At 61.5% G+C, this 20,423-nt stretch carries 16 protein-coding genes; 10 read left to right on the plus strand and 6 right to left on the minus strand.

Going from position 1 to position 20,423, the window contains the following annotated elements; genetic code table 11:
- The first annotated feature begins 53 nt into the window (after nt 1-53).
- The 6 genes from ACTJK9_RS17035 to pepN are packed head-to-tail and all read left to right on the plus strand — an operon-like array spanning nt 54 to nt 6,567.
- Nucleotides 54-944, plus strand: coding sequence for an NAD(+) kinase (locus tag ACTJK9_RS17035; protein WP_011333623.1), 891 nt, complete (start codon nt 54-56; stop codon nt 942-944).
- Complete coding sequence (locus ACTJK9_RS17040; RefSeq protein ID WP_440815020.1) at nt 941-1,915, plus strand: metallophosphoesterase; 975 nt, start codon at nt 941-943, stop codon at nt 1,913-1,915. The genes ACTJK9_RS17035 and ACTJK9_RS17040 overlap by 4 nt, the downstream gene beginning before the upstream one ends.
- On the plus strand, nt 1,912-2,781 hold the full coding sequence (locus tag ACTJK9_RS17045; RefSeq protein ID WP_440814995.1) for a rhomboid family intramembrane serine protease: 870 nt from the start codon (nt 1,912-1,914) through the stop codon (nt 2,779-2,781). The genes ACTJK9_RS17040 and ACTJK9_RS17045 overlap by 4 nt, the downstream gene beginning before the upstream one ends.
- A 30-nt stretch (nt 2,782-2,811) precedes the next feature.
- Nucleotides 2,812-3,072, plus strand: coding sequence for a YeaC family protein (locus ACTJK9_RS17050; RefSeq protein WP_011333626.1), 261 nt, complete (start codon nt 2,812-2,814; stop codon nt 3,070-3,072).
- Nucleotides 3,069-3,899, plus strand: coding sequence for a DUF2797 domain-containing protein (locus ACTJK9_RS17055; RefSeq protein WP_440814997.1), 831 nt, complete (start codon nt 3,069-3,071; stop codon nt 3,897-3,899). Before ACTJK9_RS17050 ends, ACTJK9_RS17055 begins: the two co-directional genes overlap by 4 nt.
- 10 nt (nt 3,900-3,909) lie before the next feature.
- Complete coding sequence (gene pepN, locus ACTJK9_RS17060) at nt 3,910-6,567, plus strand: aminopeptidase N (protein WP_440814999.1); 2,658 nt, start codon at nt 3,910-3,912, stop codon at nt 6,565-6,567.
- Between the two features lie 67 nt (nt 6,568-6,634).
- On the opposite strand, the gene katG is transcribed toward pepN, so the two are convergent.
- On the minus strand, nt 6,635-8,902 hold the full coding sequence (katG, locus tag ACTJK9_RS17065; protein WP_085613079.1) for a catalase/peroxidase HPI: 2,268 nt from the start codon (nt 8,900-8,902) through the stop codon (nt 6,635-6,637).
- Nucleotides 8,903-9,228: 326 nt separating this feature from the next.
- Here katG and ACTJK9_RS17070 point away from each other — a divergent pair, with 326 nt between their 5' ends.
- Nucleotides 9,229-11,265, plus strand: coding sequence for a TonB-dependent receptor (locus tag ACTJK9_RS17070; RefSeq protein WP_440815001.1), 2,037 nt, complete (start codon nt 9,229-9,231; stop codon nt 11,263-11,265).
- A gap of 49 nt (nt 11,266-11,314) precedes the next feature.
- Here ACTJK9_RS17070 and ACTJK9_RS17075 read toward each other — a convergent pair whose 3' ends face one another.
- A complete protein-coding gene (locus tag ACTJK9_RS17075; protein WP_440815003.1) occupies nt 11,315-13,525 on the minus strand; it encodes an LTA synthase family protein in 2,211 nt (736 codons plus the stop codon).
- 290 nt (nt 13,526-13,815) lie between these two features.
- Between ACTJK9_RS17075 and ACTJK9_RS17080 the strand changes: the two genes are divergently transcribed.
- The 3 genes from ACTJK9_RS17080 to ACTJK9_RS17090 all read left to right on the plus strand — a co-directional run bounded on the left by ACTJK9_RS17080 (nt 13,816) and on the right by ACTJK9_RS17090 (nt 16,575).
- Nucleotides 13,816-14,847: a sterol desaturase family protein gene (locus ACTJK9_RS17080; RefSeq protein ID WP_440815005.1), complete on the plus strand. Its 1,032-nt coding sequence runs from the start codon at nt 13,816-13,818 to the stop codon at nt 14,845-14,847.
- A 141-nt stretch (nt 14,848-14,988) separates the two neighbouring features.
- Nucleotides 14,989-16,002 carry an ABC transporter substrate-binding protein gene (locus ACTJK9_RS17085; RefSeq protein ID WP_085608945.1) on the plus strand — a complete coding sequence of 338 codons (1,014 nt, stop codon included), beginning with the start codon at nt 14,989-14,991 and terminating at the stop codon, nt 16,000-16,002.
- Nucleotides 16,003-16,158: 156 nt separating this feature from the next.
- On the plus strand, nt 16,159-16,575 hold the full coding sequence (locus tag ACTJK9_RS17090) for an organic hydroperoxide resistance protein (RefSeq protein ID WP_007956881.1): 417 nt from the start codon (nt 16,159-16,161) through the stop codon (nt 16,573-16,575).
- Between the two features lie 67 nt (nt 16,576-16,642).
- Here ACTJK9_RS17090 and ACTJK9_RS17095 read toward each other — a convergent pair whose 3' ends face one another.
- The 4 genes from ACTJK9_RS17095 to ACTJK9_RS17110 all read right to left on the minus strand — a co-directional run bounded on the left by ACTJK9_RS17095 (nt 16,643) and on the right by ACTJK9_RS17110 (nt 20,150).
- Nucleotides 16,643-17,119 carry a copper chaperone PCu(A)C gene (locus ACTJK9_RS17095; RefSeq protein ID WP_440815008.1) on the minus strand — a complete coding sequence of 159 codons (477 nt, stop codon included), beginning with the start codon at nt 17,117-17,119 and terminating at the stop codon, nt 16,643-16,645.
- The gene (locus ACTJK9_RS17100) at nt 17,119-17,724 is read right to left on the minus strand and encodes an SCO family protein (protein ID WP_039770777.1); all 606 of its coding nucleotides are present in this window, start codon (nt 17,722-17,724) and stop codon (nt 17,119-17,121) included. The genes ACTJK9_RS17095 and ACTJK9_RS17100 overlap by 1 nt, the downstream gene beginning before the upstream one ends.
- A 150-nt stretch (nt 17,725-17,874) precedes the next feature.
- Nucleotides 17,875-19,293 carry an AdeC/AdeK/OprM family multidrug efflux complex outer membrane factor gene (adeC, locus tag ACTJK9_RS17105; RefSeq protein ID WP_440815011.1) on the minus strand — a complete coding sequence of 473 codons (1,419 nt, stop codon included), beginning with the start codon at nt 19,291-19,293 and terminating at the stop codon, nt 17,875-17,877.
- Between the two features lie 62 nt (nt 19,294-19,355).
- Entirely contained in the window at nt 19,356-20,150 is a 795-nt protein-coding gene (locus tag ACTJK9_RS17110) for a helix-turn-helix transcriptional regulator (RefSeq protein WP_085613085.1), read from the minus strand.
- Between the last annotated feature and the right edge of the window lie 273 nt (nt 20,151-20,423).

The raw sequence follows: 20,423 nt of genomic DNA on the forward strand, positions 1-20,423 counted from the left end.
CGCTTTCGCCCATAATCGTGCTTTTCGCCGTCTCAGTCCCCCGCAGGAGTCCCATGGAGCAATTTCGTAATATCGGCATCATCGGTCGCCTGGGCAGCTCCCAGGTGCTGGATACCGTCCGCCGACTGAAACGCTTCCTGCTCGATCGTCACCTGCATGTGATTCTCGAAGACACCATCGCCGAAGTCCTGCCGGGCCATGGCCTGCAAACTTCGTCACGCAAGATGCTCGGCGAAGTCTGCGACATGGTGATCGTGGTCGGCGGTGACGGCAGCCTGCTCGGCGCGGCGCGGGCACTGGCCAAACACAATATTCCGGTACTCGGGATCAACCGTGGCAGCCTCGGCTTTCTCACCGATATTCGCCCCGACGAGCTGGAAATCAAGGTCGCCGAAGTGCTCGACGGCCATTATCTGGTGGAAAACCGCTTCCTGCTGCAGGCCGAAGTCCGTCGTCACGCCGAGGCCATCGGCCAGGGCGACGCGCTGAACGACGTGGTGCTGCACCCGGGCAAATCGACGCGGATGATCGAGTTCGAGCTGTACATCGACGGCCAGTTCGTCTGCAGCCAGAAGGCCGACGGCCTGATCGTCGCCACTCCGACCGGTTCCACCGCGTACGCACTGTCCGCCGGTGGCCCGATCATGCATCCCAAGCTTGACGCTATTGTGATTGTGCCGATGTACCCCCATACCTTGTCGGGCAGACCGATCGTGGTCGATGGCAACAGTGAGCTGAAAATCGTCGTGTCCAAAGATATGCAGATCTACCCGCAGGTCTCCTGCGACGGGCAGAACCACTTCACCTGCGCGCCGGGCGACACCATCACCGTCAGCAAGAAAGCGCAGAAGCTGCGGCTGATTCATCCGCTCGACCACAACTACTACGAAGTCTGCCGGACCAAGCTCGGCTGGGGCAGCAAGTTGGGTGGTGGAGGCGACTGATGCTCGATCCCGCGCGCAGTTATGACCTGATTGGTGACGTGCACGGATGCGCCCTGACCCTGGAACACCTGCTGGACCGTCTCGGTTACCACAAGCAGGGCGGGGTCTGGCGGCATCCGTCGCGCATGGCCGTGTTTGTCGGCGACATCATCGACCGCGGCCCGCGGATTCGCGAGGCGCTGCACATCGTCCACGACATGGTCGAGGCCGGTCAGGCGTTGTGCATCATGGGCAACCACGAGTTCAACGCACTCGGCTGGAGCACCCCGGCGCCTCCGGGCAGCGGCAAGCAGTTCGTCCGTGAACACACCCCGCGCCATGCCCGGTTGCTGCACGAAACCCTGACCCAGTTCGAAGATCATCCGGGCGACTGGCACGATTTCCAGCAATGGTTCTACCAACTGCCACTGTTCGTCGACGCCGGACGTTTCCGCGTGGTGCATGCCTGTTGGGATGCCGGCCTGATCGAGCCGCTGCGCGCGCTGTTCCGCGATGGCTGCATCGACGAGCACTTCCTCCAGGCATCGGCGGTGCCGGGCAGTTTCGCCTGCACAGTGTTCGATCGCCTGCTGCGCGGCACCGACATGCGTCTGCCGGATGGCCTGACCATGACCAGCGGCGATGGCCTGGTGCGTTCGTTCTTCCGCACCAAGTTCTGGGAAGACGACCCGCAGACCTACGGCGACATCGTGTTCCAGCCAGATGCGCTGCCGGAGCCGGTGGCGCAGAAGCCGCTGACTTCCAGCGAAAAGAATTCCCTGCTGCGCTACGGCGTCGATGAGCCGTTGCTGTTCGTCGGTCATTACTGGCGCAGCGGCAAACCGGCGCCGATCCGGCCGAACCTCGCGTGCCTGGATTACAGCGCGGTGCTCTACGGCAAACTGGTGGCCTATCGTCTGGATCAGGAAACCCGCCTCGATCCGCATAAATTTGTCTGGGTCGACGTCGAGCGGCCGGAGGTGCTGCGATGAGTGCCATAGCGGTCTTGCGTGTGCCGTTGGCGGCGGACCTGAGTGGGTTCGTCAAACTGCTGCAACGCATGCAAGTGCCCCATCGTGTCAGCGAAGAGGCGGGCGAGCAGGTGTTGTGGGTGCCCTCGGAAATCAGCGACGACGTGCGCTCGCTGTACGAGCGTTTCCCGGCGGGCGACCCGGATCAGCAGCTGGAAATTCCGGCGGCGCCGACGTTCAAGCGCCCTAGCTTCGCCGAGCAACTGAAACATGCCAAAGCCACCGGATTCATTCTGCTGCTGAGCCTGATCGTCGGCGGGTTGACCTTCCTTGGCGATAACCTCGACACCATGCGTTGGCTGACCTTCCTCGATTTTCGCGTGGTCGGCGACTACATCCACTTCACACCACTGGCCGACAGCCTGGCAGCGGGGCAGTGGTGGCGCCTGTTTACGCCGATGCTGATCCACTTCGGCATCCTGCACCTGGCCATGAACGGCATGTGGTACTGGGAGCTGGGGCGGCGCATCGAGTCGCGCCAGGGCAGCGTCAACCTGATCGGTCTGACGCTGCTGTTCGGCCTGGTTTCCAACTATGCGCAATTCGCGTGGAGCGGCCCGAGCCTGTTCGGCGGCCTGTCCGGCGTACTTTACGGATTGCTCGGTCACTGCTGGATCTTCCAGTTGCTGGCGCCGAACCCGGCCTATCGCCTGCCGCGCGGCGTGCTGGCAATGATGCTGGTGTGGTTGCTGGTGTGCATGTCCGGGCTGATCTCGATGATCGGTTTCGGCGAAATCGCCAACGCTGCCCACGTCAGCGGGTTACTCATCGGATGCTTAACCGGTTTGTTGGGCGGTTTGTACAACCGCCGTAAACTGGCCGCCTGAATTTTTTGAATAAAGAGCACGGAGACCCTGATGTCCTCTTTTAACGATTTGATCAAGAACATCACCCCGGACATCTACCAGAGCCTGAAACTGGCGGTAGAGATCGGCAAATGGTCCGACGGCGGCAAACTCACCGCCGAGCAGCGCGAGCTGTCGTTGCAGGCAATGATCGCCTGGGAAATGCAGAACCTGCCCGAGGAAGAGCGCACCGGTTACATGGGCCCGCAGGAATGCGCGTCGAAGTCGATCGAAGTACCGAACATCCTGTTCAAGTCGGACGCCCTCCATTGATCGAGATCGGCCGCGGTGCAATCAGCAAAATGTCGGCACGCCTGGACGGGCCGATCGTGCAGTACGCGTTTCGTCTGGATGACGTCGAGGTGCCGGTCAACCCGTTGATCGGCAGCACGGTGCGTCTGGAATACCTGGGGGCGATTCACTGCACCCATTGCGGGCGCAGGACCAAGACCAGTTTCAGTCAAGGCTACTGCTACCCGTGCATGACCAAACTCGCCCAGTGCGACATTTGCATCATGAGCCCGGAGCGCTGCCACTTCGAGGCCGGCACCTGCCGTGAGCCGGAGTGGGGCGAGAAGTTCTGCATGACCGACCACATCGTCTACCTGGCCAATTCGTCGGGGATCAAGGTCGGCATCACTCGCGCCACCCAGTTGCCGACCCGCTGGCTCGACCAGGGCGCCAGTCAGGCGCTGCCGATCATGCGCGTTTCGACGCGGCAGCAGTCGGGCTTTGTCGAAGACCTGTTCCGCAGCCAGGTGGCGGACAAGACCAACTGGCGCGCCTTGCTCAAGGGCGACGCGGCGGCGGTGGATCTGGCGCAGGTGCGCGATCAACTGTTCGAAAGCTGCGCCCCGGGTCTGCAAGGTTTGCAGGAGCGATTCGGTCTCCAGGCCATTCAGACCATCGCCGATGTCGATCCGCTGGAAATCCGCTACCCGGTCGAGCAGTACCCGGCCAAGATCGTCAGCTTCAACCTGGACAAGAACCCGATTGCCGAAGGCACGCTGCTGGGGATCAAGGGCCAGTACCTGATCTTCGACACCGGCGTGATCAACATTCGTAAATACACGGCTTACCAGCTCGCCGTGCATCAATAAGGACTTCAGCATGCGCACCGAACAACCGAAGATGATTTACCTGAAGGACTATCAGGCGCCCGAGTACCTGATCGACGAAACACACCTGACCTTCGAGTTGTTCGAGGACCACAGTCTGGTCCACGCGCAACTGGTGATGCGCCGCAACCCGGCCCGTGGCCCGGGCCTGCCGCCGCTGGTGCTCGATGGCCAGCAGCTGGAGTTGCTCTCGGTGACCCTGGCCGACCAGGAACTGAGCGCCGCCGACTACCAGCTGACGGAAAATCACCTGACCCTGCAACCGGCCAGCGAAACCTTCACGGTCGACACCAGCGTCAGGATCCACCCGGAAACCAACACTGCACTGGAAGGCCTGTACAAGTCCGGCACGATGTTCTGCACCCAGTGCGAGGCCGAAGGCTTCCGCAAGATCACCTATTACCTCGACCGCCCGGACGTGATGAGCAAGTTCACCACCACCGTAGTGGCCGAGCAGCACAGCTATCCGGTGTTGCTGTCCAACGGCAACCCGATCGCCAGCGGCCCTGGCGAAGATGGTCGGCACTGGGCGACCTGGGAAGACCCGTTCATGAAACCGGCGTACCTGTTCGCGCTGGTGGCCGGTGACCTGTGGTGCGTTGAAGACTCCTTCACCACCATGACCAACCGCAACGTGGCGCTGCGCATTTACGTCGAGCCGGAAAACATCGACAAGTGCCAGCACGCCATGAACAGCCTGAAGAAGTCGATGCGCTGGGACGAAGAGGTCTACGGTCGCGAGTACGATCTGGACATCTTCATGATCGTCGCCGTCAACGACTTCAACATGGGCGCCATGGAGAACAAGGGCCTCAACATCTTCAACTCCAGCGCCGTGCTGGCCCGCGCCGAAACCGCCACCGACGCTGCGCACCAGCGGGTCGAAGCGATCGTCGCCCACGAATACTTCCACAACTGGTCGGGCAACCGCGTGACCTGCCGCGACTGGTTCCAGCTGTCGCTGAAGGAAGGCTTCACGGTGTTCCGCGATGCCGGTTTCTCCTCTGACATGAACTCGGCCACGGTCAAGCGCATTCAGGACGTGGCGTACCTGCGTACCCACCAGTTCGCCGAAGATGCAGGTCCCATGGCCCACGCCGTGCGCCCGGACAGCTTCATCGAGATTTCCAACTTCTACACCCTGACCGTGTACGAAAAGGGCTCGGAAGTGGTCGGCATGATCCACACCCTGCTGGGCGCCGAAGGCTTCCGCAAGGGCAGCGATCTGTACTTCGAACGCCACGACGGCCAGGCCGTGACCTGCGATGACTTCATCAAGGCCATGGAAGATGCCAACGGCGTCGACCTGACTCAGTTCAAGCGCTGGTACAGCCAGGCCGGCACACCGCGTCTGGCGGTGAGCGAGTCTTACGACGCCTCCGCGAAAACCTACAGCCTGACCTTCCGCCAGAGCTGCCCGGAAACCCCGGACAAGGTTGAAAAGCTGCCGTTCGTGATTCCGGTCGAACTGGGCCTGCTCGACAGCCAGGGCAACGAGATTGCCCTGCGTCTGGCCGGCGAAGACTCGGCTCAAGGCACCACCCGGGTGATTTCGGTGACCGAAGCCGAGCAGACCTTCACCTTCGTCGACATCGCCGAACAACCGCTGCCGTCCTTGCTGCGTGGCTTCTCGGCGCCGGTGAAACTGAGCTTCCCGTACAACCGCGATCAGCTGATGTTCCTGATGCAGCACGACACCGATGGTTTCAATCGTTGGGATGCCGGCCAGCAACTGTCGGTGCAGGTGCTGCAAGAGTTGATCGGCCAGCAGCAGAAGGGCGAAAGCCTGGTGCTCGACCCGCGTCTGGTTTCCGCGCTGCGCACCGTGCTGTCGGACGAGTCGCTGGATCAGGCGATGGTCGCGGAAATGCTCTCGCTTCCAAGCGAAGCCTATCTGACCGAAATCAGCGAAATCGCCGACGTGGACGCGATCCACACCGCCCGCGAGTTCGCCCGTCAGCAACTGGCGGACAACCTGTTCGAGGCCCTGTGGCTGCGTTATCAGGCCAACCGCGACCTGTCGAAGCAAACCCCGTACGTGGCCGAAGCCGAGCATTTCGCCCGTCGCGCGTTGCAGAACATCGCGCTGTCGTACCTGATGCTCAGCGGCAAGCCGCAAGTGCTGGCAGCAACCCTGGAACAGTTCGACAGCTGCGACAACATGACCGAGCGCCTGACCGCGCTGGCGGTGCTGGTCAACTCGCCGTTCGACGAGCAGAAAGCCACCGCACTGGCCAGTTTCGCCGAGCACTTCAAGGACAATCCGCTGGTCATGGATCAGTGGTTCAGCGTGCAGGCCGGCAGCACCTTGCCGGGCGGTCTGGAACGTGTGAAAGCGCTGATGCAGCACCCGGCGTTCAACATCAAGAACCCGAACAAGGTGCGTGCGCTGGTCGGTGCGTTCGCCGGGCAGAACCTGATCAACTTCCACGCGGCGGATGGCTCGGGTTATCGCTTCCTCGCGGATCTGGTGATCGAGCTGAACGGCTTCAACCCGCAGATCGCTTCGCGTCAACTGGCGCCGCTGACGCGCTGGCGCAAGTATGACGGCGCTCGTCAGGCGCTGATGAAGGCGGAGCTGGAGCGGATTTTGGCTTCGGGGCAGCTGTCCAGCGATGTGTACGAAGTGGTCAGCAAAAGCCTTGCCTGACGCTGGTTCAGGGCAATAAAAAACGCCGCTCGATGAGCGGCGTTCTTTGTGGATGGATGAAAAAGGTTTATTGGCGCAAATCAAACCGATCCAGATCCATCACCTTCGCCCACGCAGCAACGAAGTCGTTGACGAACTTTTCCTTCGCATCGGAGCTGGCATACACCTCGGCCAACGCCCGCAGTATCGCGTTGGAACCGAATACCAGATCGACCCGGGTCGCCGTCCATTTCACGCTGCCGGTTTTACGGTCGCGGCCTTCGAACTCGGTTTTCGACGTCGGTTTCCATTCCACACCCATGTCCAGCAGGTTGCGGAAGAAGTCGTTTGTGAGGGAGCCGGGTTTGTCGGTGAACACCCCGTGTTTCGTCTTGCCGACGTTGGTGTCCAGCACCCGCAGACCGCCGATCAGCACGGTCATTTCCGGGGCGGAAAGGGTCAGCAGTTGTGCCTTGTCGATCAGCAACGCTTCGGCCGGCACGCGATAGGTGTTGGCGGCGTAGTTGCGGAAGCCGTCGGTGTGCGGTTCGAGGAAGCCGAATGACTCGACATCGGTTTGCTCCTGAGTCGCATCGGTGCGCCCCGGATTGAACGGCACAGTCACCGTATGCCCGGCGTTTTGCGCCGCTTGCTCGACACCGGCGTTACCGGCCAGCACGATCAGGTCCGCCAGCGAGACTTGCTTGCCTGTCGCTCCAGTGTTGAACTCGTTTTGAATGCCCTCGAGGACTTTCAGCACCTTGTCCAGTTGCTCAGGCTGGTTGGCCTGCCAGAATTTCTGCGGTGCCAGACGCAGACGCCCGCCATTGGCGCCGCCGCGCTTGTCCGAACCCCGGAAGGTCGATGCGGCCGCCCAGGCGGTGGAAACCAGTTCCGAAACGGACAGCCCCGACGCCAGTATTTTGCCTTTCAGCGCCCTGATATCGCTGTCGTCCACCAGTGGATGCGTGGTCTCGGGAATCGGGTCTTGCCACAGCAGTTCTTCCTGCGGCAATTCCGGGCCGAGATAGCGTGACAGCGGGCCCATGTCGCGGTGAATCAGTTTGTACCAGGCGCGGGCGAAGGCATCGGCCAGTTGATCGGGATTGGCCAGGAAGCGCCGCGAAATCTTCTCGTAGGCCGGGTCGAAACGCAGGGCCAGGTCGGAGGTGAGCATGGTCGGGTCGATGCGTTTGTTCGGGTCGTGGGCGTGGGGAATGGTGCCGGCCCCGGCGCCGTTTTTCGGTTTCCACTGATGGGCGCCGGCGGGGCTCTTGGTCAGTTCCCACTCGAAGCCGAACAGGTTTTCCAGGTAGTTGTTGCTCCACTTGGTCGGGGTGGTGGTCCAGGTCACTTCCAGGCCGCTGGTAATGGTGTCGGCGCCCTTGCCGGTGCCGAAGCTGTTCTTCCAGCCCAGGCCTTGTTCTTCGAGGCCGGCGGCTTCCGGTTCCGGGCCAACGTTGTCGGCGGGGCCTGCGCCGTGGGTCTTGCCGAAGGCGTGACCACCGGCGATCAGGGCGACGGTTTCTTCGTCGTTCATGGCCATGCGGCCGAAGGTTTCGCGGATGTCCTTGGCCGAGGCCACCGGGTCGGGATTGCCTTCGGGGCCTTCCGGGTTCACGTAGATCAGGCCCATCTGCACCGCGGCCAGCGGGTTCTCGAGGTTGCGTTCGCCCTGATTGGTGCGGCTCTCTTCATTGCCGTGCTCGGCGGGTTCGGCCACCAGCGTGCCTTCGCCCGGCGGCTGCATGGATTCCGGATCCTTGCCGTAGCGGTTATCGCCGCCCAGCCATTTGTTTTCCGAGCCCCAGTACACGTCTTCGTCCGGTTCCCAGACATCCGCGCGGCCACCGGAGAAACCGAAGGTCTTGAAGCCCATCGATTCCAGCGCGACGTTGCCGGTGAGCACGATCAGGTCGGCCCAGGAAATGTTGCGGCCATACTTTTGCTTGATCGGCCACAGCAGGCGGCGGGCCTTGTCGAGGCTGACGTTGTCCGGCCAGCTGTTGAGCGGGGCGAAGCGTTGCTGGCCGGAGCCTGCGCCGCCACGGCCGTCAGCGGTGCGATAGGTGCCGGCGCTGTGCCAGGCCATGCGGATGAAGAGCGGGCCGTAGTGGCCGAAGTCCGCTGGCCACCACTCCTGGGAGTCGGTCATCAGCGCCGTCAGATCGCGTTTGAGGGCCTGGAAATCCAGGCTCTTGAAAGCCTTGGCATAGTCGAAGTCCTTGCCCATCGGATCGGATGCGGGCGAGTGCTGACTCAGGATTTTCAGGTTCAGTTGATTCGGCCACCAATCGCGGTTCGTCGTGCCACCGCCGGCGGCGTGATTGAACGGGCATTTCGATTCATTTGCCATGTTCGGGATCCTTATCAGGTCTTCTGCGGCCGGCTCGTGCCGACTTCGGACTAGTAAGGCTAGACCCGACTTGGCAAGTCAGCTAATAGGCCGACTATTGGTGCCTGATAGGCATAGTCTCTCACGCGAAGTGTAGGGAACCTGCAGGGGCAGGGCGCTGAAATGCCCGTGCTTGAGCGCTGGTTTGCATGTGTCTGGGCGAAACGGGATAGTCATTAGAAATGTTATTGTATAACATAAAAATGATTTCATCTGATCGGTGCCGGTAATACACCCTGTGTAGCGCTGGCATTGATCCTCAATTTTCTGCCTGACGGATTCCTGAAATGCCTTCCCGCTTCCACACCTTCCAACCCCGCCTGACGCTCATGGCCTCGGCGCTGCTGATCGCTTCGCCCGCATTCGCCGCCGACCCGCTGGAACTGCAACCGCAAGTCATCACCGGCAATCCGCTGGGCAGTCAGACCCTGGCCTCGCCCTCGACCGTGTTGAGCGGCGATGACCTGACGCTGCAGCAAAAGGGCAGCCTCGGCGAAACCCTGAACAAGCAGCCGGGCGTGTCGTCGTCCTACTTCGGCCCGGGTGCCAGTCGGCCGATCATTCGCGGGCAGGACGGCGATCGCATTCGCATCCTGCGCAACGGCGTCGGCGCGCTGGACGCCTCGTCGTTGTCCTACGATCACGCAGTGCCGCTGGACCCGGTCAATGTCGAGCGCATCGAAATCGTCCGTGGCCCGGCGGCCTTGCTGTACGGCGGCAGCGCCATCGGCGGGGTGGTCAACACCTTCGACAATCGCATCCCGACCGAAGCCATCGACGGCATCCACGGTGCCGGCGAGTTGCGCTACGGCGGCGCCGACACCACCCGCAGCAGCGCCGGCAAGCTTGAAGCCGGTAACGGCCAGTTCGCCTTGCACCTGGACGCCAGCGCCCGCGAGTTCAATGACCTGAAAATCCCCGGCTACGCCAGAACCGGCCGTGAACGGGCGAACGACGATGGCGATTCGAAAAAGCATCGGCTGGCCAACAGCGACGGTCGTCAGGACGGCGGTGCGGTGGGCGGTTCCTACACCTGGGATGACGGTTACGCGGGGCTGTCGTACAGCAATTACGATTCGAACTACGGCTCGCCGGCCGAAGACGATGTGCGCATCCGCATGGAGCAGGAGCACTACGCGTTCGCCTCGGAAATCCGCAACCTCGACGGCCCGTTCAGCTCGGTGAAACTCGACGCTGGCTACACCGATTACCAGCACCGGGAAATCGAAGGCGGCGAGGTCGGCACCACGTTCAAGAACAAGGGCTACGAGGCGCGGGTCGAGGCCCGGCATCAGCCACTGGGTCCGTTCAACGGGGTGATTGGCGCGCAAGTCAGTCGCAACGAATTCTCGGCGCTGGGCGAAGAAGCCTTCGTGCCGCACACCGATACCGATGCCGGTGCACTGTTCATTCTTGAAGAGCTGCAAGCCACGGATCGTCTGCTGTTCACCCTCGGCGGACGCCTCGAACACACCACGGTCGACCCGGATGGCAAAGGCAACGAGCGTTTCGCCAATGCCGATCGCTCCAGCAGTTTCACCGCCGGCAGCCTGTCATCCGGTGCGGTGTACACGCTGACGCCGATCTGGTCGGTCGCCGCCACGCTGGGCTACACCGAGCGTGCGCCGACGTTCTATGAGCTTTACGCCAATGGCGCCCACGTCGCCACCGGCACTTATGAAGTCGGGGATGCGGGGCTGTCGAAAGAAAAAGCCGTCTCCAGCGACCTGGCCCTGCGTTTCGACAACGGCACCCACAAGGGTAGCGTTGGCGTTTTCTATAGCCATTTCTCCAACTACATTGGTCTGCTCGGGACCGGGCGCACGCTCAACGACGAAGGCGAGGAAGACGCCGATGGCATTCCTGAATACACCTACTCCGGCGTACGGGCGCGCTTCAGCGGTATCGAAGCGCAGGATCGCTGGACCCTTGGCGAAAACGCCTACGGCAAGTTTGCGCTGGAGCTGTCGGGCGACTACACCCGCGCCAAGAACCTCGACAACGGCCAGGACCTGCCGCGCATCGCGCCGCTGCGGTTAAACACTGGGTTGTTGTGGGAGCTGGATCGCTGGCAGGCGCGGATCGATGTGGAACACGCCAGTTCCCAGCACCGGGTGCCGGACAACGAAAGCAGCACCGACGGCTACACCACGCTGGGGGCCAATGTGGGTTATCACTTTGATGTTGGTCAGAGCAAGTGGCTGGCCTTCGTCAATGCCGAGAACCTGACCAACCAGACCGTGCGTTACGCCAGCTCAATCCTGCGGGATATTGCGCCGGCAGAAGGGCGCAGCATTCAGGTAGGGCTGCGCACCACGTTCTGATCGGTCACATCGGGCAGGCGCCAGCGTCGTTGCGACGCTGGCGTCGACCTCAACTCGATTGAGCGGTGTCTTCCTCCGGGATCTCGTCCAGCAGATCCTGTTGCCCCGGCAGTTCGGTGATCACGCTGAAATCACTGACTTCCACGGCGCCCAGCCCATACCCCAGCAAGTGAAACGAGAACGCCTTGCGCGGTTGCGGGTTGTCGAAGCTGAAATCCATCTCCAGCGGCTGATCCGCCGTGGCGACCATCTCGGTCGGCAGGCCCAGTTGCACGTCCTGTTCGAACTCCTTGGCCTTGAGCTGAATGTACGCTGCCTGCTGCGGATCGACCGAACGTACGGTCAGGCGCACGCGGGTATGGGAGCCCTTGGGCATTTCCAGATACTGCGCGCCGATCAGGTTGTCGGCCCAGTCGTCCTTGATCTGCGCTTGCAGCGGGATGACGTTGGCGCTGCCGAACTGATAACGCTGGTTGAGCGGGGTGCGCAGCAGCGACAGATCCAGGGCCGAGGCGCGGGCGGCGATATCCCGGGCATTCTGGCTGCTGGCGTTGCCCTTGAACGTGGCGCTTTCGGCGATGAAACCTTGGCTTGCGTAATTGCGGCAACGGCGCGGCATGTCGCATTCGGTCAGCAGGCCGCGACCGTCGTGGTAACGCAGCTTGCCGTTGGTGAACGACATGATTTCGCGGCCCGAATCGTAATCGCGAAACAACGAGCGACCGCTGAGGGCGGAGGGCACCGGAAAGTCGAAATAATCCAGAATCGACGCGCTCAGATCGACGTGACCATAGACCCCGGCGTTCAGGCGCGGCAGTTGCGCCTGTTCCGGCGCGAGGGTCAGGTTGAAGCCCCAGGACGACGCGAGGCGTACGCCGTCGATGCCGTGGGATTCGTCCGAGGTGATCACCACCAGCGTGTCTTTCAGCACGCCCTGGCGTTCGAGGCCGCTGAGAAACTGTTCCAGTGCATCGTCCAGATAACCGACGGCGGCCTGCTTGGGCGTGTCGTAGCGTTGCAGGTAATCCTCCGGCGCGGAGTAGGGCTGGTGGGTGCCGACGGTCAGCAGCGTGAGCATCCACGGCTGTTTCTGCTTCTTCAGTTCGCCGACGTATTTCAGTGCGCCTTCGAAAAACGCCTTGTCATCCTTGCCCCACGGGAATTCCAGGTAGTTGGCGTTGGTGAACCATTCCAGGCCATGGGTCGCATCGAACCCGATGTGCGGCATGATCTTGTCTTTGGCCATGAACCGCAGCCCTGCGCCTTGCAGGTAGTGCGTGGCAAAACCGTGCTGACGCAATTGGGCCGGCAGGCACGCCTGATTGCGTTCGTGCTGGGTCAGCATTTCCACGCCTTTGGGCGTGCCGTTGTCGAGCTTGTCGTAATCGCCGCAGAGCATGGCGTACAGACCGCGAATGGTCTGATGGGTGTGCAGCACGTAATCCGGGGTGTTCATGCCGCGCTCGGCCCAGCGGCTGAGGTTGGGCATCAGGTCTTCCTGATAATGGCTGCCGATGGCCTGGCGATTGGCGCCGATGTAAGCGCCGGGAATGCCTTCGAGGGCGACGATCAACACATTGCGCGCCTGGCCCTTGGCCGCCAGCAACGGGTGACCGTTCAGATCGACATCGGTGAGACCGGCCATCGGTGGGGGAGCGACCTGGGTGCCGCCGTCCAGCCATTCTTCAGCCTGCATCTGCATGTCGGCAACCTGCGCGGCCAGCAGTTGGTGCGGCAGGTTGTACAGACGCCACGGGTCGGCATCGCTCGGGTTTAAGTGCTGCGCGCCCCAATACGCGGAGAACAGCAGCACCGGCGTCGCCCAGGTTGCACGGGGCAGAGCGCGAACCGGTGTCGCACGTCGAGTCCAATGACTGAGCAGCCACAAGGCCAGAGCCAGCAGCAGCGCAACCGCCACGCCAGGATGGGCGAAGCCGCCGCCGGTGGAGTTCTCCACGAACTGCGGGTCGATCAGGTAATGCAGGTCCGCCACGGTCGGCAGGCGACCGACCGCGCTGACCAGTTCAGCCGTCGCCACCGCCAGCAATCCCCAGAACAGCAATACGGGCAGCGCCAGCCACCAGGGACGGCGGTGCAACAGCACCACCAGCAGACTGCCGATGGCCAGGTCCGACAGGTAACCGAACAGGCTCGACCAGCCGAGTGCCGCCCGCAGGCACACCGGCACGATCAGTACCAGAAAAACCAGAGAGAGAAGGCGGGCATCCAGGCACCGCAGCCGTTGAAAAAGAGCGCTCACAAAAAAAGACCTTCCAGCCATTAAACCGTCATAAAAGTGTGGGCGATGATACCAAGGGTGGGCTGTCTGATCGCCTTTTTAAACGGCTGGGTGATCTGCTCCCCGGAGGGTGCTGTTAGCCACCCGGATGAGCCGGGGCCTTGATCGGCGACCGTCCTGGCGGTTTTCCGGTCTGAACGCGGCGGCGGTTTTATTGTTTCAGGCTGTTTAACCGGCCTTTGATCCGTTGGTGCTGCATTTGCGAACCAGTGCGATTTACAATGCGCGACCTCTGATGGAGATCAAGCTCCGTGGATGTCCTCACGCAACTCTTTGCGCAGCTCAGCCGCTGGGTGATCGATCCGGTCACCGAGCGGTTCCTTGGCCTGTTCGATCTGAACGGTCGTCTGGGTGTGGTGTTTCTGCTCACATCCTACGGCGTGGCTTACGGCCTTTATCGCCATCGAAAATCCCGGCACCTGACGCAAGCCCGATCCTTCTGGCAATTTGTCGGCGGCGGTCATGTTCACGGGCATCGTTCGGCCTGGCTGGATTACCGTTATTACTTCATCAAGGCGATTCTTCGGGTGACGCTGGTGTTGCCCGTGGTCGGCCTGGTCGACCCGCATATTCTGCGTTCGGGCGACTACGCACAGTTTTTCACTCAGCTGTGGGGCGCGCGCGAGCAAGTGCCGGAACACCCGTTGATCGCGTTGTTCTACGGACTGGGTGTGTTCCTGTTCAGGGATTTTCTGCATTACTGGATTCACCGTGCCTTCCATTCCCGATATCTGTGGGAATTTCACAGGGTCCATCATTCGGCGCCGGTGCTGGTGCCGGCCACCGCCAGCCGCATTCACATTGTCGAATCGATCGTTGAGCGAATCGTCATCACCGCCGGCCTCGGCGCGTTTGCCGGGGCGGTCTGGTATGCCTGCGGCGGCGAGGTCAGCCGCTACACGTTGTTCGGCGTGACCTGGCTGGTGCTGATCATCAACAGCCTGGGCTCCAATCTGCGCCACAGCCATGTCTGGCTGTCGTTCGGGGCGGCAGTCGAGCATGTGCTCAGCAGCCCGGCCCAGCACCAGATTCATCACAGCGACGCACCGCGCCATTTCAACAAGAATTTCGCGATCAATCTGTCACTGTGGGACTGGCTGTTCGGCACGTTGTACGTAACCACTTCAAAGCCCGAAGACTTGCGCTTCGGCACGGGCGAGCAGGACCGCACGCGTTATCTGACGCTGTACAGCCTGATCGTTACGCCGTTCGTGGACATCGCGAAGCGCCTGTCCACGAACGCCGACGGGCTCAGAACCCGGTTCAACCAGCGTACGCCTTGAACGTCGGTATCAGCCTGTTCATCAGTTTTTCGAGCTGGTTTTCCAGTGATATCAATATGCGATAACGGTATTTAAATTTCGTTTTTTATAGCGATAGAGTCCGGCCTCACAGATTTCTCTATAAATCGTTGCGAGGTTGTCATGGCCCTACCGTTCAAACGTTCTGCACTGACGCTGCTGGCGGCCTCGCTGGCCGGCGCGTTGCTCGGCAACACTGCACAAGCCGAAGGCAAGATCAGCATCGCCCAGCAATTCGGCATCGGTTATCTGATTCTGGATGTGGTGCGCGATCAGCAATTGATCGAGAAACACGGCAAGGCCCAGGGGCTGGACATCAAGGTCGACTGGAACAGCATTTCCGGCGCCACCGCCATGAATGAAGCGCTGCTCACCGGATCGCTGGACGTGGTCTCGGCGGGCGTGCCGCCGATGCTTACCGTGTGGGATCGCACCAAAGGCAAACAGAACGTCAAGGCCATCGCTTCGCTGGGCTCGATGCCCAACTACCTGTTGACCAATAACCCGAACGTCAAAACCCTCAAGGACTTCAGCGACAAGGATCGCATCGCCGTGCCGGCAGCGGGTGTGGGCTTCCAGTCACGCACGCTGCAGATCGAAACGGCCAAGGAATTCGGCAATGACCAGTACAAGAAATTCGACGACATCTCCGTCAGCCTGCCGCACCCGGATGCCACGGCTGCACTGATCGCTGGCGGCTCGGAAATCAACGCGCATTTCTCCAGCCCACCGTTCCAGTATCAGGCGCTGCAGAATCCCAACGTGCACAAAGTGCTGAGTTCCTACGACGTGCTCGGTGGCCAGGCCACGTTCAACGTGCTGTACACCACGGAAAAATTCCACGACGAAAACCCGAAAACCTACAAGGCGTTCTACGACGCCCTGGCCGAGGCCGAGAAGATCATCAAGGCCGACAAGCCTGCGGCGGCCCAAGCCTACATTCGTGTCGAGCAGTCGAAGTTGCCGCTGGCGCTGGTGGAGAAAATCGTCACCGATCCGGAAATCGATTTCACCGTGGTGCCGCAACGCACCTTTATCTATGCAGAGAAATTGCAGGAACTGGGTGTGCTGAAAAACAAGGCGGACAGCTGGAAGGATTATTTCTTTGAAGAGGCGCATGGTGGGGCGGGGAGTTGAACGGCCGTCATTTCTGAACAACCCGTACGTCCATTGCCCGAGTGAGCGACAAACCCGCGTCTATAGTGAGAGGGCTGTGTGAAACGGGTGGCGCACCTCAAGCTGCGACGGGAGGCGCCGAGCGAACAATCTGCTGTTTTCATTCAGGAGATCGCCATGAGTCAGATCGAAAAAGTCCTCTACACCGCGAAAACCCACACCACCGGCGGACGTGACGGCGCCTCGCGCAGTTCCGACGGGATCCTCGATGTAAAACTGTCGTCGCCCGGTTCCAGTGGCGGCGGGACCAATCCGGAACAATTGTTCGCCGCAGGCTGGTCGGCATGTTTCATCGGCGCGATGAAAGCGGTGGCGGGGCAGCAGAAAATCAGCCTGCCAGCGGACCTCGCGGTGGATGCCGAAGTGGACCTGGGTACCAACTCGGGAGGGTATCTGTTGCAGGCGCGACTGAATGTAAGCCTGCCGGGCATGGAGCGCGGCGCGGCGCAGCAGCTGGTGGATGCGGCGCATCAGGTGTGCCCGTACTCCAAGGCCACGCGCAACAATATCGAGGTCGAATTGAAACTGGTCTGATATCCAGATGCAAAAGGGGCNGCCGCCCCTTTTGTTTTTTTGAAGGCGTAAATCTGTCAGTCAGCGATCAATGCATCTTGCTGTGATCGTGGCCTTCCATGGTCAGCGCCTTGACCGGCGCTTTCACTTCCACGGTTTCCTTTTCGCCCTTGGCGTTTTCGACGGTCAGGGTCAGCGGCACGCTGTCGCCTTCCTTCAGTTGAGCGGTCAGGCCCATCAGCATCACGTGGTAGCCATTCGGATCGAAGTTGACGGCTTTCCCCGCCGGCAGGTCGACCGACTTCACCGGGCCCATGCTCATCACGTCGTTCTTCATGCTCATCTCATGAATCTGCACGTCCTTGGCCGCCGGCGAAGCAACGCTGAGCAGCTTGCTGTCGCTGTCGGCGGTGACGCTCATGAACGCGCCGCTGGCCGGCTGGTTCGGCACGGTCGCACGCACCCAGGCGTCGTCGACCTTGGTCTGCGCCGATACCTGGAAAGCCAGGCCCAGCAGGGACAGGCCCAGTGCGGCACGTTTGATGTTGTTCAGAAAAGGGTTCATCAGCAGACCTCCATGACGGTAAGCAAATCTTCCGTGCACTCTTGTGCAGAAAGCGATTGAGACAGACCCACGCGCAACGTGCCCCGGGTGTCGTAGACGTAGCTGGTGGCGGTGTGGGAAAGGGTATAGGTGTCGCCGGCCGGGACTTTTTCGTAGAACACGTCGAATTCCTTGGCGGTGGCCTTGGTTTCTTCGAGGGTGCCGTACAGCGCGACGAAGCTTGGATCGAAGGTCTTGACGTAGGCGTCGAGGATTTCCGGGGTGTCGCGTTCCGGGTCGAGGGTGATGAACACCACTTGCAGGATGTCACCGTCCTTGCCCATCAGCTTCTTGATTTTCGCGGCGCGGGCCAGCGTCGTCGGGCAGATCGCCGGGCACTGGGTGAAGCCGAAGAAGATCATCGGCATCAGGCCGCGAAAGCTCGACAGCGTCACGGTGTTGCCTTCGGTGTCCTTGAGCTTGAAGGTGCGTCCGAGGATCTTGTCGCTCAGATCCTTGCCGTACTTGTACGACAGTTCGCCGCGGGTGTCGCAGCCGGCGAGCAGGCCGAGACCGAGTACGCCCATTCCCGCAAGCACCTTGCGGCGAGTCAACAAAGCCGTCATTTCATACCGCCCTTTGGAGCCCGCCGGTCGGCAGGACAGGCGGGGGGTTAACCGTAAAAGCGGCGCATGATACCAAAATGATCCGGCAGGTCGGTTTTTGATCACCCGTCAATGTCGGAACAGGCGACAAAAGGTGTAAGAAAACATGACTCAAGGTGCTGGCGGTGGCGACTCGACCGGGCTCCAGCCGCCGCCCAGCGCGGTGTACAGATTCACTTGCGCCACCAGCTGCGCCAACCGGTCGGTAATCAGCCCTTGCTGAGAACTGAACAACGAACGCTGGGCATCGAGGAACGTCAGGCTGCTGTCGACGCCGCTGCGATAGCGATGCTGCGCCATGTCGTAATAATCCTGGGTCGCCTGCACCAGATCGCGCTGGGCCTGGAGCTGTTGTTCGTAGGTCTGGCGCGCCGCGAGGCCGTCGGATACTTCCTGAAATGCCGTCTGAATGGTCTTTTCATACTCGGCGACGCTGATGTCTTTTTGCAGCTTCGCGTAGTCCAGGCTGGCGCGCAGACTGCCGGCGTTGAAGATCGGCAGGTTGATCTGCGGCTGGAACGTCCAGGCCCCGGAGCCGCCCTTGAACAGCCCGGACAGGTCGCGGCTGGACGTCCCGGCATTGGCGGTCAGGCTGACACTCGGGAAAAACGCCGCCCGCGCCGCGCCGATGTTGGCATTGGCGGCGCGCAGCTTGTATTCGGCCTGGAGAATGTCCGGCCGACGTTGCAGCAGATCCGACGGCAATCCGGCCGGCACGGTTGCCACCAGGTCGCTGTCCAGCGGACGCGCCGGAAGGTGCTCGGGCACCGGCGCACCCACCAGCAGCGTCAGGCTGTTCAAATCCTGGGCGACCTGACGCTGATAACGAGCGAGGCTTGCGCGGGTGCTGTCGACGCTGGTCTGCGCCTGAATCTGGTCCAGCGCCGAGGACTTGCCGGCCTCGCGATTGCGGGTGGTCAGGTGCAGGCTGCGCTCGTCGGCGGCCAGCGTTTCCCGGGCCAGCGCCAGCAACTCCTGATCGGCGCGCCAGGTCAGGTAGGCGTTGGCGACATTGGCCACCAGACTCAATTGCGCACTGCGCCGGGCCTCTTCGGTGGACAGCCAGGTCAGCAGCGCCTGCTCGCTGAGGCTGCGCACCCGGCCGAAGAAGTCCAGTTCATAGGCGCTGATGCCCAGACTCACCGAGTAGGTCGAGGTGATCGCCGCCTTCGTGCGGGTCACGCTGGACGGCACCCGCTGACGCAGTTGGTTGGCATTGGCCGACACCGCCGGCAGCAGATCGGCGCGCTGGATGCGGTACTGCGCCTGAAAGGCCTCGACATTCAGCGCGGCCACCCGCAGATCGCGGTTGTTGACCAGCGCGCTTTCAATCAGTTGCTGCAACGCCGGGTCATTGAACAGCGCGCGCCAGTCCTCGGCGCGGGGTGTGACCGAGGACGGCGCAGCATACGTGGGACCTTGCGGATACTGCGCAGCGCTCGGCGATGCCGGTCGCTGGTAATCGGGAATCAACGAACAACCGCCCAGCAGCATCACGGCGGACAGCAGGGAAATCGGCAATCTGAACATCAAACAGCCTCGTTCACGAATGAGGGCGGACGCCGGGCGCCCGGAATGAGAAAAATGCCGGATCAGGCCCCGGCCATCCATTTCGCCAGACCGTGTCGCCCGCTGACCCCAAGCTTGGCGGCCGCACGTTTGAGGTAGGTCTCGATCGAGCTGTTCTTGACCCGCAACTTTTCCGCCATCTGCGGCACGGTGCCGCCGGTCAGCAGGCCCAGGCAGACTTCTTTCTCGCGCACCGACAAGGTGATGTCGCCCAACGCCAGGCGTTCGTCGAACACCTGTTGCAACGGCGTCTGGGGATGATCGGCTTGTGGCGCGCGGAGTTGACGGGCGGTGACTTGGCGACTGATGTGCGCGTGGCGCTCGATCAATGGCAACAAGGTGTCGGACAGGCGCTTGAGGAACGACAGTTCCGGCAGGGAAAACACCCTATGCGTGTGGGGGCGGTAAAACGAGATGACGCAACGGCGGTTGGACGTGCGCGATACCAGATTGCATTGGTGAACGCTGTGGTGCGGGTGTCGATGCTGGAGCGAGGCTTTCAATTGAATCAGTAGCGAGTCGTTCATCTCGATCATCTTTTGCAGCAGCGGGTGGTCGTCCGGGTGCTGCAACGGGGCCGGGGGCGGGAAGGTGTCCGGCAAACCGGCGCTGCCCAACGCCTTGATCTCGACCACGCTGGATTCCCGTTCGTCCAGGGTCCACTCACTGAGATCGACGCGATTGACCGGAACGAGGTTGTCGACCAGCTGGAACATGTTGGTGGCAAAACGCTCGTTGCCGGTGCTGGCGATCAGTTCACCCAGTTGCCAGTAAAAGTGCGGATTTTCCATGTTGCGAAGACTGCCGGTCAGATTCATATCCTTGTCATCCTTGATTTAGAGCCATTGCCGAATCGTCTGCCGTGCATGCACCCGTGAAACGCCCACCCAGTTGTTTCTCCTGAAAATCGATCTGGAACGGGATTTAAGCCTATGCATTTGTCCTACGTCTGTAGGGGAAAACAGGGACACAAAGTGCCACCATTTCCGAAAAAATGGCGTCACGTTTCTGTCAGATCAATGTGTAAGGACTCGTAGTTTGTGACTGTACGATCTAGTACGAACCCCGGATTCCGGGGTTCGGACCCCGGT

Origin of the sequence: Pseudomonas sp. 22082 (genome assembly GCF_052046055.1) — a bacterium.
Lineage (GTDB): Bacteria > Pseudomonadota > Gammaproteobacteria > Pseudomonadales > Pseudomonadaceae > Aquipseudomonas > Aquipseudomonas pharyngis.